General features: G+C 28.4%; 17 protein-coding genes. All 17 read right to left on the reverse strand.

Features of this window, described 5'->3' with window-relative positions; all coding sequences use genetic code 11:
* Positions 1-10 precede the first annotated feature (10 nt).
* Complete coding sequence (locus ABDZ71_RS16910) at positions 11-523, reverse strand: flagellar basal body-associated FliL family protein (protein ID WP_343763524.1); 513 nt, start codon at positions 521-523, stop codon at positions 11-13.
* Positions 510-1,259 carry a flagellar motor protein MotB gene (locus ABDZ71_RS16915; protein ID WP_343763526.1) on the reverse strand — a complete coding sequence of 250 codons (750 nt, stop codon included), beginning with the start codon at positions 1,257-1,259 and terminating at the stop codon, positions 510-512. The genes ABDZ71_RS16910 and ABDZ71_RS16915 overlap by 14 nt, the downstream gene beginning before the upstream one ends.
* Complete coding sequence (locus ABDZ71_RS16920) at positions 1,252-2,067, reverse strand: motility protein A (RefSeq protein WP_343763528.1); 816 nt, start codon at positions 2,065-2,067, stop codon at positions 1,252-1,254. The genes ABDZ71_RS16915 and ABDZ71_RS16920 overlap by 8 nt, the downstream gene beginning before the upstream one ends.
* On the reverse strand, positions 2,064-2,273 hold the full coding sequence (locus ABDZ71_RS16925) for a flagellar FlbD family protein (protein ID WP_343763530.1): 210 nt from the start codon (positions 2,271-2,273) through the stop codon (positions 2,064-2,066). Before ABDZ71_RS16925 ends, ABDZ71_RS16920 begins: the two co-directional genes overlap by 4 nt.
* Positions 2,274-2,434: 161 nt before the next feature.
* The gene (locus ABDZ71_RS16930; protein WP_343763532.1) at positions 2,435-3,451 is read right to left on the reverse strand and encodes a flagellar hook-basal body complex protein; all 1,017 of its coding nucleotides are present in this window, start codon (positions 3,449-3,451) and stop codon (positions 2,435-2,437) included.
* 85 nt (positions 3,452-3,536) lie between these two features.
* A complete protein-coding gene (locus tag ABDZ71_RS16935; protein ID WP_343763534.1) occupies positions 3,537-3,968 on the reverse strand; it encodes a TIGR02530 family flagellar biosynthesis protein in 432 nt (143 codons plus the stop codon).
* A 17-nt stretch (positions 3,969-3,985) separates the two neighbouring features.
* On the reverse strand, positions 3,986-4,759 hold the full coding sequence (locus tag ABDZ71_RS16940) for a flagellar hook assembly protein FlgD (protein WP_425544728.1): 774 nt from the start codon (positions 4,757-4,759) through the stop codon (positions 3,986-3,988).
* An 80-nt stretch (positions 4,760-4,839) separates the two neighbouring features.
* Complete coding sequence (locus tag ABDZ71_RS16945; protein ID WP_343763536.1) at positions 4,840-6,198, reverse strand: flagellar hook-length control protein FliK; 1,359 nt, start codon at positions 6,196-6,198, stop codon at positions 4,840-4,842.
* 21 nt (positions 6,199-6,219) lie between these two features.
* Positions 6,220-6,651: a flagellar export protein FliJ gene (gene fliJ, locus ABDZ71_RS16950; protein ID WP_343763538.1), complete on the reverse strand. Its 432-nt coding sequence runs from the start codon at positions 6,649-6,651 to the stop codon at positions 6,220-6,222.
* A gap of 14 nt (positions 6,652-6,665) precedes the next feature.
* The gene (fliI, locus tag ABDZ71_RS16955) at positions 6,666-7,982 is read right to left on the reverse strand and encodes a flagellar protein export ATPase FliI (protein WP_343763540.1); all 1,317 of its coding nucleotides are present in this window, start codon (positions 7,980-7,982) and stop codon (positions 6,666-6,668) included.
* A 104-nt stretch (positions 7,983-8,086) separates the two neighbouring features.
* Positions 8,087-8,845, reverse strand: a complete 759-nt coding sequence (locus ABDZ71_RS16960) for a FliH/SctL family protein (protein WP_343763543.1) — start codon at positions 8,843-8,845, stop codon at positions 8,087-8,089.
* Positions 8,829-9,842, reverse strand: coding sequence for a flagellar motor switch protein FliG (gene fliG, locus ABDZ71_RS16965; protein ID WP_343763545.1), 1,014 nt, complete (start codon positions 9,840-9,842; stop codon positions 8,829-8,831). Before fliG ends, ABDZ71_RS16960 begins: the two co-directional genes overlap by 17 nt.
* Positions 9,843-9,847: 5 nt before the next feature.
* A complete protein-coding gene (gene fliF / locus ABDZ71_RS16970; RefSeq protein WP_343763547.1) occupies positions 9,848-11,431 on the reverse strand; it encodes a flagellar basal-body MS-ring/collar protein FliF in 1,584 nt (527 codons plus the stop codon).
* Between the two features lie 16 nt (positions 11,432-11,447).
* Complete coding sequence (gene fliE, locus ABDZ71_RS16975) at positions 11,448-11,750, reverse strand: flagellar hook-basal body complex protein FliE (RefSeq protein WP_343763549.1); 303 nt, start codon at positions 11,748-11,750, stop codon at positions 11,448-11,450.
* An 11-nt stretch (positions 11,751-11,761) separates the two neighbouring features.
* On the reverse strand, positions 11,762-12,196 hold the full coding sequence (flgC, locus tag ABDZ71_RS16980) for a flagellar basal body rod protein FlgC (protein WP_343763551.1): 435 nt from the start codon (positions 12,194-12,196) through the stop codon (positions 11,762-11,764).
* A gap of 27 nt (positions 12,197-12,223) precedes the next feature.
* The gene (gene flgB, locus ABDZ71_RS16985) at positions 12,224-12,631 is read right to left on the reverse strand and encodes a flagellar basal body rod protein FlgB (protein WP_343763554.1); all 408 of its coding nucleotides are present in this window, start codon (positions 12,629-12,631) and stop codon (positions 12,224-12,226) included.
* 540 nt (positions 12,632-13,171) lie between these two features.
* Positions 13,172-14,017, reverse strand: a complete 846-nt coding sequence (locus ABDZ71_RS16990; RefSeq protein WP_343763556.1) for a flagellin N-terminal helical domain-containing protein — start codon at positions 14,015-14,017, stop codon at positions 13,172-13,174.
* Between the last annotated feature and the right edge of the window lie 268 nt (positions 14,018-14,285).

Raw genomic sequence — 14,285 nt, forward strand, 5'->3', positions numbered from 1 at the left:
TTATAAATTTCTATTGAACTAGTAAATCATCAAAATAAACACTTTGTACTTGTCCATCTTCAAGCATTGGGTTTATCTTTGAAACAATTTCTGATTTAATTTTATCTATAGATTTAGGATTTATATCTGCAGCTTTTTTGCATCTTAAAGTAGCTATAATTGCATCTCTTAATATAGGCTTTTTAGTTTCTAATTCTTTGTCTAATTTTTTCTCTTCATATCCTAAATATATTTTTGCTTTTAAAAATCTTTTTCCATCTTCATCTGATAAATTAACTAAAAACTCATCTAAAGAATAAGTTTTTGAAGATACAATATTTTGAACTGGATATGCCCCATTTTGTGCTGGTTGATTTTGATTATAATTAACAACATTTGGTTTTTTAGGTTTACTGCTAGTAAACTTATCCTTAAAGAACATATATCCTCCAAAGCATCCACCTGCTATAACAAGTACTATTATTACTATCAATAATATTTTTTTCCCTGATCCACTACTTTGTTCTGCTTTATTTTCGCTCATCTTTCATCTTTCCTTTCTCTTTTGAGACTATTAGTATATTTACACGTCTGTTTTTTGCTCTATTAATATCTGAATTATTTGGAGCTATTGGTCTATGCTCTCCATACCCTGATGCACTAAATCTATTTGGATCTTGCTTTTTAGTTTCCACAAAGTATCTTAATACATTAGTTGCTCTGTCTGTAGATAACTCCCAGTTAGAATCATACTTATTATTTTTTATTGGAAGATTATCTGTATGACCTTCTACTATTATATCGTTTGGAAAAGTAGTTAATAATCCATTTAACTTATCAAGTATTGGCTTACTATTAGTCTTTATTTCAGCTCTCCCTGATTCAAATATTATATTATCTTTAAGCTGCATAACAACGCCTCTACTGTCTTGTGCTACTTTAACAGAACCTTTTAGCTTATTATTATTTAAATAACTATTAACTTGATCATATATATCTTTCCCATTGGAGCCTTTCTCTCTTCCCATTTTAACTGTTTCTCCAACTAAAGGTACATCTCCATCTTTCATATTATAATCAACAATAGTTTTTCCTGAATCACCAGTCATAACAGTTTGAAATGAAGCTGCTATTTGTTTAAATTTTTGAGCATCCACTGTAGAAAAAGAATATAGTAATACAAAAAAAGTTAGAAGCAATGTTATAGTATCTGAATAAGTTTGAATCCATTCATCACCGGTAAGCCCAGGTGAACTAGATTTTTTCTTTCTTCTAGACATTTTGAGCTGCTCCTTCCCTAGATACATTAGCATTAGAATAATCTAATCTTTCTTTAGGTGAAAGATATGTAACAAGCTTTTCTTCTACTATTCTAGGATTAACACCAGATTGTATTGCTAAAACTCCTTCTAATATCATCTCTCTAGTACTAACTTCTATTTCACTTTTATAAGTTAAATTTGAAGCCATAGGATTAAAAAGTAAGTTTGCAAGTAATGCTCCATAAAAAGTAGTAATTAAAGCTTTTGACATTCCAACTGCTATACCACTAGAATCTGTAAGATTACCAAGCATCTGTATAAGACCAATTAATGTACCTATCATACCAAAAGCAGGCGCATATGCTCCCCAACTTCTAAGCATATCAGCACCTTTTTTATGTCTTTCTTCCATTTCTTCTATTTCAAGTTCCATAATATCTCTAATTGTCTCAGGTTCTATGCCATCTACTACCATTCTTAAACCTTTTTTCATATACTCATCATCTAAATCATTTATAGCATCTTCTAAAGAAAGAAGTCCCTCTCTTCTAGCTTTTCTAGATAACTCTGTGAAATTTTGTATAACCTCTAAACTAGATACTTTGTTATCTTTAAAAGTTTGTGCTAAAACTTTAGCTAACTTTTTAAATTGTGAAATAGGATAGTTTACAAGCATAGCTGCAAAGGATCCACCTATTGTTATAATTATAGAAGAAATATCGATAAATGGGCCTATTCCGCCACCATCGCCAGACATCATTCCCCATCCTATTAATCCAAAACCAGCAATTATACCAATTAGCGTTAACATATCCTTCCTTTTCATCGGTTGACTCCTCCTTGTATGCCTAAAGTGATTATGTCACTTTTGTATTCTTTGATTTTTCCTATGATTTCATCTACAGATTCCATAACTATGTATTTTTTCCCATTAGATAAAGTAATTAAGCTTTCGGGAACTTGTTCAATCTTTTCAACATGCTCTGCATTTAATACAAATTTCCTATTGTTCATGCCAGTAAGTTCTATCATGTTATCCCCCCTTTAGTTTATAGAAGAATATAAAATTTTAATAATACATTAATCTAAAAATTATTTTTAATCCATACTTCTTTAAAACTAAAATTATTTAATTCATCTATAGGGATTAGATATTTAAAATTAAATACCAATCCCTATAGTTTTATTTAAATCTATCTTTTTAAGTTTACAAGATCTTGTAGTATTTCATCACCTGTTGTTATCATTTTTCCACAAGCTTGGAATGCTCTATTAGCTACAATCATTTCAGTAAATTGTTCAGCTAAATCTACATTGGACATTTCTGTTTTACCTTGAAGACAATCTCCATATCCTTTACTATTGTCATCATCTGCACCTTTTGAAGATCTTACAATAGGATCTCCTGAGTTTGCAGAACTTGTGTATAAATTTTTACCTGTTTTAGTTAAACCACCTGGGTTTTTAAAAGATGCCATAGCAATTTGTCCTATTTCTACATTGGAACCATTTGCTAATGTTGCTTTTATAACACCATTTTGTTCTATACTAAAAGATTGAACCCTTTGATCTTCACCTGAAATATTTAATTGATCTGGAATAACAAGAGGTTGTAAACTAGTTTGGTCTTTTAATTCATCAGCTGGATCTGTTACAACATGTTGATCCGGAGCACCCTTATATTCAATTGAATTACCATTAGCATATCCATATACTCTTAATCCGTCTGATGTTAAAAGACTTCCTTGTTCATCTAAAATAAAAGAACCATCTCTTGTAAACATTGTTTCTACAGATCCCTTTGAAGTTGTACTGTCAAATTCGTGCTTTGTTATACCAAGGGTATCCGGGGTACTAGTAGCAGTATCACCAGCACCTTCAACAACTTTTCCTCTACCAACTATAAAGTATCCTGGTCCATCTATAGCTACATCAAGGTTTCTTCCTGTTGTTTGCATATTACCGGTAGTTGTATCTGTAAATATTCCACCTATTTGTACACCAAGTCCTATTTGACGAGGGTTTGTACCACCAATATTTCCTTGAGGGCCGGTAGCTTCGGACATGCTTTGGCTTAACATATCTTTAAATCTTATGCTTTGAGATTTAAAAGCTGTTGTATTTGCATTTGCAATATTATTACCTATTACATCTAGTTTTGTCTGTTGTGCTTTAAGTCCTGATATTCCTGAGTACATTGATCTTAACATTCTTTAATTCCCCCTGAAATTCAAATTAGTTTATAGTCTTGCTTCTGTCATTCCACAAGACAGAGCTTCCTTCAAAGGTCCAGCTCTATAATATAATGGTACTATCTATATTTGTAAAAACATTATCCTTACTTTCATTCTCGTCCATAGCAGTAATAACTGTTCTATTTTCTATAGAAGTTACTAAAGCTACTCTTTTATATAATATTAAACAATCACGACTTCCTTTTTTATAAGCTTTATTTATAGCTTCATTTATATTTTTCATATCCACTTCATTAAAATTTATATTTCTATCTCTTAGTCTAGTTAAAGCATGATTTGATATATTAAACATATTTGAATTACTTAAATTTTTATGTACTTCATTATTTAATACATCTTTAAATTTAATATTTTTATTTAAGTTATTATTTGCTTTCTTATATGCTGAAGTATTATTTTTTAATATATTACCATTTGAAATTTTATAATCTTGTATTAACTGAAGTTTTCCGTTTATAACTTTAAATCCCATAAAATCACATCCTAAGATTAACTATTTTTAACCTTAGTTACATATTCAAATGGAACATTCATTTCTTTTTCTTCTTCATTTTCTTTTACTACAACTTTTATACTTACTCCTGCACCATTTCTACTAACTGATTTAACTATACCTGTTTTAGTTTCTTTTCCATCATACATCTCAACTTTTTTTCCAATTATTGCTACTGCTTGCAATAAATTATTATTATAATTAGATGTTTGATTTATATCATCAGTTATATTAACTACATCTTCCATACCAAAATTTTCTGTTTTCCCTGGTTCATATTCTACAGAAAGACTTATGTCATCTCCATTTTTTATTACATTTCTAACTATTCCAGCATATTGATTTCCCATTGGATCTAGTTTTCTAAGTAAAACAGCTTTTCCTATAAAGCTAGAAGCTCCTGTGAGTTTCATCATGCTATTTAAGTTTGCCATTTGCTCTAGAGAACTAAATTGTGCCATTTGAGATACATATTCTGTTCCATCTTTAGCATCTGTAGGATTTTGGTTAGAAAGCTCTGCTGAAAGTATTTTGAAAAAAGCATTTTTATCAAGACCTTCACCTTTTTTAACTATTTTTGTTCCTCTAGAAGTCTTAGTAGAAGTTGCCTCCATAGATTTTTCAATTATACCTTTTTCATCTTTAACATCATTGTCACTTTTTTTATTATCATCTTTATTTGATCCTACTTTATTATCATTTTTATTATTTTTTTTATTTGATGCTACTCTAGGACTTGTCCCAGGATTATTTACTGTTGTTATTGGCATATTTTCACCTCCAATTATGTTAGCCATATAAGATTAAATAATAAGTATCAAAATTAATCTGTTATTTACTTAAATATGACTTAAGCTAACATATTTACGTTACTATCTAAGCTAGATACATTTTCTTCTGCTTCAAGACCTTCTAAAGAATCTATTTTTGAAGAAGTTTCTTTATTTTTATTATTTTGCCTACTTGATTCATCTCCACTGTTATTTGACCCTTCTTTAAAGAAAGTTGTATCTTCGTTGTATATGTTTAAACTTATATCTTGTACTTTTAAGTTATTAGCTTGAAGTTTTTCTTGTATTTGAGATAAATTATTATTTAGTATATTATAAGCATCTTTATTTGAAGCATTTATGTGAGCTTTCATAATGCCACCTTCCATAGTAAGTTTTATAATAACTTCTCCTAATTCTTTTGGCATTATTTTTACTGATAACTCTTTTATACTATTAGTTTGCATATATTTTATAGTTTTTATCATATCAGTATTTATAGTATCTTTATTTAAAACTACATTTTGTATATCACCTTTAGAAATCAAAGATCCCGTATCTTCAGTTTTAAAACGACTCATAAAATTAACTGCTTTGTCTATTTTTTCTCCACTATCTTTTTGATCGCTGTCTACAAACTTACTTAAAAAGTCATTTTCATTTTGATTTTTTGCTTGTCCATCTAATAATGAATCTTTTGATGATTGAAAAGAACTTTTAATGGTATTACTATCAAAAATATTAGTAGGTTGTGATTTTAAATTTTCTTTTCCTTCTACTTTTGTTAAAATATTTTGGAGTTTACTTTTAAGTTCAAATTCAACCTGTGACATATTATTAACTAAAGCATCTTTTGATCCTATTTCAGATTTAAATAATTTATTATAAATGGTTTTTATTATAGATTTATCAAAATTTGATGTTTCCTTACTTTTTAAAACTGATTGTATCTTTTCTAATATTTCTTTAGAAAGTTCTTGTTTTTCAGTTGGCATTTTAGAGTTTATAAACTTTTCAAGTAATTCATTTATATTTTTCATATCCTTCAAAAAATCTTCAGTAAGATTGTTTGAAGCATTGTCTTTATTTTTATTAATAACATTTAAAACTAAGCTTATGATATTTAAAAGAGAATTTACATCGCCTTTATCTTCTGCTTTTTTTAAAAAATCTTTTAAATCATCTACATCTTCAATTTTATCTACTTCTTCTTTTGAAAAACCTTCTTTTTTTAGTTCATCTTTTATATTCTTTAAATCAGAATCTGAAATTTTTTCTAAATCACTATGCTCATTTAATTTGTTATCATTTTTAATTATATTCTTACCCTTTGCATCAAATAACAATTCATTAAATTTATCATTTGTTTTGTTATTATTAGATTTTACTGATTTTTTACTATTCACTTTAGGTACAATATTATTAATGTCTATTTTCACTTTATTCACCTCCTTTCAAATCTAATTTTGATTTCTCATATAAGCATATAAAGCTAACTCATCATTAAGCTTTTGCTCTATCATCTTTTGCTCTTTTTCAAAAGCTAATTTATCCTTTTCTTTAAGTATCTCTACTGTTTTCTTTTCTATTTGACACTTTTTTAATTCTTCTCTTTTCTTTTCAACTATATCCACTTTTTTATCTAGATTTTCAGAAGTTTCATTAATACAATAGTTTAATGATCTTAAATAATTATGTCTTATTTTTTTTTCAATAACTGAATCATTTAAATTTATATTGCTATATTTAGAATAATTATCTTTTAATTTAAAAAGTTTTTCTTCTTCAAAACGCTTCTCATTTTCAGCTTTTTTAAATTCTAGTTTACTTTGTTCTTCCTTTTTTTCTCTCATTTCTAAAAGTTTCTGTAATCTAAAAGAGTAAGATTTCATTTTAAACTTCCCTTCTAATTTCCAAACATATTTCTAAGTCTATCTACACACCCATCAAAATCACACTGTTCATTCATGCCTTGTCTTAAAAATCCTATAATAGCATCATAATATTGAATAGAAGTATCTACTTTTTTATTACTTCCCTTAACATAAGCTCCTATATTTATAAGGTCTTCCGAGTTTTTATATGTAGCTAAAAGATCTCTTAAAAATCCTGCAGCAGCTTTATGTTCATCTGAGGCTACAGAAGACATAAGTCTACTTACACTACTTAATACATCAATAGCTGGATAATGATTTTTAGACGCTAAATCCCTTGAAAGAACAATATGTCCATCTAGTATTCCTCTTACAGCATCTGCTATAGGTTCGTTAAAATCATCTCCATCTACTAAAACTGTATAAAAAGCTGTAATAGAACCTTTAATTGACATTCCTGCCCTTTCCATAAGCCTTGGAAGTTTTGCAAAAACCGAAGGGGTATATCCTTTAGTTGCTGGCGGCTCTCCTATAGCAAGCCCTATTTCTCTTTGAGCCATAGCAAATCTTGTAACTGAATCCATCATAAGTATAACTTTTTTACCTTGATCTCTAAAATATTCTGCTATAGCTGTAGCTGCATAGGCACCTTTTAATCTAACTAAAGCCGGTTTATCAGAAGTTGCACAAACAACAACTGATTTTTTCATTCCTTCCGGTCCAAGATCTTTTTCTATAAAGTCTCTTACTTCTCTTCCTCTTTCTCCAATAAGGGCAATAACATTAATATCCGCTTTAGCATATCTTGCAATCATTCCAAGAGTTGTACTTTTACCGACTCCACTTCCTGCAAATATACCTATTCTTTGTCCCTCTCCTACAGTTGTAAAACCATCTATTGCTCTTATACCTGTAGGAATAACCTCACTTATACTTCTTCTTTTAAGTGGGTCTGGAGGCTCTGTATCTAAAGAATACAGCGTACCTCCTTTCAATGTACTTTTATCCAAAGGATTACCAAGTCCATCTAAAACTTGACCTAAAATACTGTCAGAACAATTTACACTTAAAGGCCTTCCTTGAGGAACGACTTTGCATCCTGGCGATATTCCTATAAGCTCACCTAAAGGCATTAAAATAACATCATTTTCTTTAAAACCTACTACTTCACAAGGTATTTCTTTATTTTTTTCATTGTATATAATACATACCTCTCCTACAAAAGCCTTTATACCTTCCACTTCAATAGTTAACCCTACAACTTTTCTAACAGTACCTTCCATGTAATTAAAATTAGTTTCTTCTATTTTATTTTTTATATCATCAAAATCTATATCTATAAGTGCCAAAGATAGTCACATCCTACTTGTTATTTTTCATTTTAGACATATTAAAATAAATAATAATTTAATGTACCTTAATCCCACTAATATAAATACCTTGTTATTTATATCTATATTCCTAATAGCATATTTTTAAGCTTTTCTAAAGCTATATTAATATCTACTATAACTTTACCCATCTCTGTTTCTATAACTACTTTTCCATCACTTGCTAAATTGTCTTCTATAACAAAAATTTCACCTTTAAATGGTAGTTTAATTTTCCATTCCTCTATATTACCTTTTACTTCTTCTAGATAATTTTTGTTACATCTTACTACAATAGATTTTGCTTTCTTATTTTTTTCTAAAACATCATAAATTACATCATTTAAAGAATCACAGTCTTTTACTTCTCTTTTTAAAACCTGATATACAATAGATTCCACAAGTTCTCTTACTTCTTTTTCTTTATCTTTTAGATATTTGTCATACTCATTTTGTGCTTGAAGCAATATGTTATTACAGTTATCTACTGTTTTTTTATATTCTTCTTCGCCCTTTTTTAAATACTTTTCATAAGAATCCTTATAACCTTTATCTTGTCCTTCCTTGTATCCTCTCTCGTATCCTTCATCATATCCCTTTTTCACTGCATTTTCCTCTAAAGATTGAACTTCTCTATAAGAGTCAGCTACAATTTTATCTGCTTTTCTTCTAGCATTTTCTAATATATTTTTAGCTAAATTTTCATAACTATCTATATTATTTTTAGAGTTTATCTCTTCAATAGGATTCTTAGCTTTTTGTACTTTACACTCTATTTCTATTTTTTTACATCCTTCACTTACTACACTACTTTTTTTAATAACATTAAACGATGATTGCATCTTCTCCACCTCTTGAGATTACTATCTCTCCTGCTTCGTCTAATCTTCTTATTATATTCACTATTCCCTGTTGTGATTTTTCTACATCCAATATTCTTACAGGTCCTAAGAATTCTATATCTTCTTTTAAGGAAGCTGCTGCTCTCTTTGATTGATTTCTAAATATACAGTTAGCAACTTCTTCTGAAGCTCCTTTTAAAGCTAAAGCTAAATCCTTTGTATCTACTTCTCTTAAAACTCTTTGTATTGATACATCGTCTAATGTTACGATATCTTCGAATACAAACATAGATTCTTTGATTTTTTCTGCAAGTTCTGGATCTTCTCTTTCTAGTTCTTCTGTAATATTTTTCTCTGTAGTTCTATCAACTTGATTTAATATATCAACAATAGTTGGTATACCACCTATAGATGTAACATCTGATCTAACTACTGATGACAATTTACTATCTAATACTTTTTCTATTTCTTTTACAACCATTGGTGAAGTACTACTCATATTTGCTATTCTAAAAGCTACTTCTGATTGAATATCTTCAGGAAGAGCAGATAAAATTTGTCCTGCCTTATCAGCTTGAAGATAACAAAGTATAAGTGCAACTGTTTGAGGATGCTCATTGTTTATAATATTTAAAAGTTGATGAGCATCTGCTTTTCTTGCTATAGCAAATGGTCTAAATTGATGAGTAGCCTCGGTTACTTTATCTAATATCTCCATAGCCTTTTGACTACCTAAAGCTTTTGCAAGTAAACTCTTAGCATACTCTAATCCACCTTCTAAAAGATAATCTTTAGCTTTATTCATCTGAATAAATTCGCCTAATATATCTTGTTTAACTTCTGAATTTACAGAAGTAATATTTGCTATCTCATAAGTTATCTTTTGAATTTCAGCATCAGGTAATCTTTTGATTATACTAGCCGACACTTCCGGTCCTAAAGTAATAAATAATATAGCTGCCTTTTGAACTCCTGTTAACTTATCTTTTCTATCCATAGTTATCACCTCTCATCTTCTGCCAGCCATGATTTAATTATATCTACTACCTGATCTGGTTTCTCTTTAGCATATTTTCTTATCTCATTTTCAATATGAGTTTGCTCATTTTCATTTTCTAGTTCTATAGGTTTAAATTTAGGTTTAGGATTAGAGTTATCTTCTTCTTCATCACCAATTGTCACATCTAAACCTTCATCTTCATATTCTTCATCATCGTAATCTCTACGTTTTTTAAGAATTATAAATACTATTAAAGCAATCAATAAAGCCGCTCCAGCTCCAATACCACCAAATAGTTTAATTTTGTTGTTACGATCCTGCATTTTTTGCATATCCTCTAAATCTTTTTTAGCATCATCTTTAGAAGTTGTATCAAAAGGTATTCCTTCTACATTTATTGTATCTCCTCTTTTTGCATCATATCCTATAGCTGAATTAACCAAGTTTGTTACAGCAGTTTTTGTTTCTTGATCTATATTTCCATCTAATGCTACAGATGCTGTTAATCTTTTTACCGCCCCTGGTGCTTTTATTGTCTTTTGATTTGTTTTCGAATTATCATAGTTTTTAGTATTTTCATCTCTTGTAGAAGTTTCCTCACCATTATTATTAGTTACTACGTTATTAACCATATTGTTGTCTACTGCACTTCCGTTACCATTATTTTGTGATGGATTAGAAGTATTTTTCTCTTTAACACTGTGTTCACTTACAACCATACTCTTAGGACCATAAGTTGTTGAATCTGTTTTTGTTGAATCGAAATCTAAATCTGAGTTAATATTAACTTTAACTTTGTCTTTTCCATATATTGCTTCAAGCATTCCCAAAACTTTATCTTGCATATTCTTTTCATAGTTTTTCTTTAATTGTTGTTGTTTTTCTGTAGAAGTAGATCCACCAGCTTCTTCTCCATTTTCATCATATAAATTTTTACTTAAAAGTGTCATCTTGTTATCTATTACTTCTACATTTTTATTAGGTATATTTTTTACACTTCCAGATACTAAAGCTATTATAGCTTTAACTTGATCTTTTTTAAGAGTTTGTCCTTGTTTTAAATTAAGAGTTACAGAAGCTCTTCCTGGATTTGTTTCTTTTACAAAAGCAGTTTCTTCTGGAAGTACTAGATGAACTCTACAATTTTCAACTTGAGGAAAAGATTTTATAGTTCTTTCTAGTTCTCCTTGAAGCGCTCTTTGGTAATTAACTTCCATTTCTTTATCAGTTTGTCCAAACTTACCCTTATCAAGTATTTCAAAACCTTGACTTCCATTAGTAAGTTGTACTTCTGATAACATCTCCATTCTTAATTTATCAACATCCTCTTTAGGAACTAATATTTTTTCCCCTTCAACTTTTGGTTCAACCTTTTTATCTTTTAATTTTTGAAGAACTACGCCTGAATCAGTTTCTCCTAAGTTTGAAAAAAGAACAGCGTATTTTGTTTTTCCTACATAAAGAGATAAAGCTACAATAAATCCTATAATCCCAACAATAATAATGGAAGTAACTATTTTTTTAGTTTTACTAAGTCCTGTCCATTTTTCTTTTATGCCATTAAAAAAATCCTTTAGCTTATTCATTCTAAGTTCTCCTCACCTATAACTGCATTCTGTTTAATTCTTGATAAGCTTCTAATAACTTATTTCTAACTTGAACTGCAAGTTCCATAGACATTTTAGCTTCTTCAGAATTTAACATAACATTATGTACATTTTGCTCTTTACCCTTTATGAAATTTTGTGTAGTTTCTTCTGATTTTATTTGCTTTGTATTAACTTTATCTACTTCATTTTTTAAAGTTTTAAAAAAATCTATGTTATTAGGCTGTTGTACATTTTTTGTTTTATTATCATCAAAATTAAAAATACTACTATTAGGTACAAAACCATTTACTATCATAATATTCCTCCTTATCTACCTATCTCTAGTGCTTTACTAAACATTCCCTTTGAAGCATTCATAGCACTTACATTAGCTTCATATGTACGAACAGATGCAATCATATCTGCCATTTCATTTAAAATATTCACATTAGGCATAGAAACATATCCTTCGTTATCTGCATCTGGATGTGACGGGTCATAAACTTTTCTTAATGGCGATGGATCTTCTTTAATACCTGTGGCTTTAATTCCTAAGTCCTTCATATTATACTTACCTGTTTTTTTATCATATTCCCTTTGTAAGTTTTCCTCAAATACTGCTACCTTTCTTCTATAAGGCCCACCTTTTTCCGTTCTAGTAGTGCCTACATTAGCTATATTAGATGCTATAGTATCCATTCTTAATCTTTCTGCAGAAAGGCCACTAGAACTTATCCTCATAGTATTAAACGCGTTAATCATATTTTTATCACCCTATTTCTATTTTATTTATCTTCCATTAATTATGTACCTTGTTTCTGATAACTTTTTATTAGCTTCTGTTATAAGAGCATTATACATAAGTTGATTTGCAGCTTGATTAGTCTCTTCACTATCAACATCTACATTATTTCCATCTGATTTCATACTACTTGATTTATCTATCATTTCTTGGGACTCTCCAAATTCTGCTCCTTTTCCACCGTTCATATGTTTTTCATTAGTTTTTTTTAATCTTATGTTATTTACACTTTCATTTAAAGAATCTTCAAAAGTAACATAGTGTCTTTTATAACCAGGAGTATTCATGTTTGCTATATTGTTAGCTGTAACTTTTCCCCTATGAGAATAAGCATCTAGGCCTTTTTTTAACATGGAATACATTATCTGACTATTAGACGCATCACCTATTTCCATACTATCAACTCCTATTATATGATTAAAATGTGTAACTTTTTAGTTATTTATATACATTTTTACAATAAATTATATTTTTTTACATTAAATATAAGTTTTAATTTAATTTTATTTTACATTAAATAAATTTGTTTGTACATACTGTATAAATAAATTAAATACAAAATTTAAAATTATTTAAAAAAATATTATAGCTAATCCTATTTTTATATAATTTATAATTTTTATTTACAAATTATTACCATATTATTGTATATATTATAAATAGTAGTTTATTTCTTTTATTATTATATAATAACCATTCTTCTTTTTCTATATAATAACACCATTATTTTGCTTTAAATACATATTAATATATTTATTAACAACATACGCTAAATAATATAAATAAAGTATAAAACGAAATCAAAAATTGTTGTCAGAATTTTAAATTAAATTCCAAATTAAATCTGATTAAACTATTTTCAATATCAAATTACAAAAATAATACCAGTAGAATTATAAAATCTACCGGTATTTAATTTCAAATATGACCTTAATCTATCTTACATTTTCAAGTATCCTAAGAACTTCTATAGGGAAATCATTAGTCTGCTTCATTATAGCCATAGATGCTTCAGTCATTATACTTCCTCTAGCATAACCCATCATTTCTTCAGCTATATCTGCATCAACTAACCTTCCATTAGCTCCATCCATTCTATCTGCAATTTCTTTTATATTATTCATAGATTTTTCAAATCTATTTGATATTGCTCCATATTTATTTCTAACACCTAAAACTTTATTCATTGCAGCATCTACTATTTCTAAAGATTTATCTACTTCACCATTAGTTACATTTACATCATTTAAAGAAACTGATCCTCCTGGCAAATTTTTAGAATCTAGTTTATAAAAAGGTATGTCTACTACTTCTCCAACATTAGCTCCAACAGGCATTTTTCCTATCTCAGGTTCTTTTCCTTTTATATTTTTATTTAAAAGCTTAACGCCATTAAATTCAGTATTATTTGCTATGTCATCTATACCTTCTACAAGCTGATTTATCTCTTTTTGTATAACTTTTTTATCATGATCTGTATTAACTGATCCAGATTGAATTACAAGCTCTCTTACTCTTTTTATCATATCTCCAATTCCTTGAAGCCCGCCTTCTGCTGTCTGAACCATGCTCACACCATCTTGTGAGTTTCTAGCTGCCATATGTAAACTTCTAACCTGTATTTTAGTTCTTTCACTTTGAGCTATGATGTTAGGGTCATCTTTAGCAGTCATTACTTTATACCCTGTACTTATTCTATTTAAAGCTGCACTTTGATCTTTTAACGCACCTGAATATGTTCTAAATATATTTAATGATGCTAAATTATGAGGTAACCTCATTCTTATTTCTCCCTTCTTATTTTTATATAATTTTTATCGAATTAAATCATATTTTCTTTAATTTCTACAATAAGTTTATATATAATTTTTTTATATATAAATAAGGGAAAACAAACTAAATTATGAATATATTAATTTGATGTAAAAATAATCTTTTAATCTACTATTTTTTCAAAAAATTATAAATTGATTTAAAGCACATTAAAAAAAATAAAAAAGCCAGTATGCTACTTTATTTCTAAAACTACTTCTTCCTTAGAACCTACTA

The sequence above is a fragment of the Clostridium oceanicum genome (assembly GCF_039521385.1).
Lineage (GTDB): Bacteria > Bacillota > Clostridia > Clostridiales > Clostridiaceae > Clostridium_F > Clostridium_F oceanicum.

What these genes read in the sequence shown, in the direction of transcription:
- flgC (WP_343763551.1), bottom strand. Translation starts at nt 12,196, where the DNA reads ATGATTAACGCGTTTAATACTATGAGGATAAGTTCTAGTGGCCTTTCT.
- ABDZ71_RS16940 (WP_425544728.1), bottom strand. Translation starts at nt 4,759, where the DNA reads ATGCCAATAACAACAGTAAATAATCCTGGGACAAGTCCTAGAGTAGCA.
- fliJ (WP_343763538.1), bottom strand. Translation starts at nt 6,651, where the DNA reads ATGAAATCTTACTCTTTTAGATTACAGAAACTTTTAGAAATGAGAGAA.
- ABDZ71_RS16920 (WP_343763528.1), bottom strand. Translation starts at nt 2,067, where the DNA reads ATGAAAAGGAAGGATATGTTAACGCTAATTGGTATAATTGCTGGTTTT.
- fliE (WP_343763549.1), bottom strand. Translation starts at nt 11,750, where the DNA reads ATGATAGTAAATGGTTTTGTACCTAATAGTAGTATTTTTAATTTTGAT.
- ABDZ71_RS16910 (WP_343763524.1), bottom strand. Translation starts at nt 523, where the DNA reads ATGAGCGAAAATAAAGCAGAACAAAGTAGTGGATCAGGGAAAAAAATA.
- ABDZ71_RS16990 (WP_343763556.1), bottom strand. Translation starts at nt 14,017, where the DNA reads ATGAGGTTACCTCATAATTTAGCATCATTAAATATATTTAGAACATAT.
- fliG (WP_343763545.1), bottom strand. Translation starts at nt 9,842, where the DNA reads ATGGATAGAAAAGATAAGTTAACAGGAGTTCAAAAGGCAGCTATATTA.
- ABDZ71_RS16925 (WP_343763530.1), bottom strand. Translation starts at nt 2,273, where the DNA reads ATGATAGAACTTACTGGCATGAACAATAGGAAATTTGTATTAAATGCA.
- flgB (WP_343763554.1), bottom strand. Translation starts at nt 12,631, where the DNA reads ATGGAAATAGGTGATGCGTCTAATAGTCAGATAATGTATTCCATGTTA.
- ABDZ71_RS16930 (WP_343763532.1), bottom strand. Translation starts at nt 3,451, where the DNA reads ATGTTAAGATCAATGTACTCAGGAATATCAGGACTTAAAGCACAACAG.
- fliF (WP_343763547.1), bottom strand. Translation starts at nt 11,431, where the DNA reads ATGAATAAGCTAAAGGATTTTTTTAATGGCATAAAAGAAAAATGGACA.
- ABDZ71_RS16935 (WP_343763534.1), bottom strand. Translation starts at nt 3,968, where the DNA reads ATGGGATTTAAAGTTATAAACGGAAAACTTCAGTTAATACAAGATTAT.
- ABDZ71_RS16960 (WP_343763543.1), bottom strand. Translation starts at nt 8,845, where the DNA reads ATGCAATCATCGTTTAATGTTATTAAAAAAAGTAGTGTAGTAAGTGAA.
- ABDZ71_RS16915 (WP_343763526.1), bottom strand. Translation starts at nt 1,259, where the DNA reads ATGTCTAGAAGAAAGAAAAAATCTAGTTCACCTGGGCTTACCGGTGAT.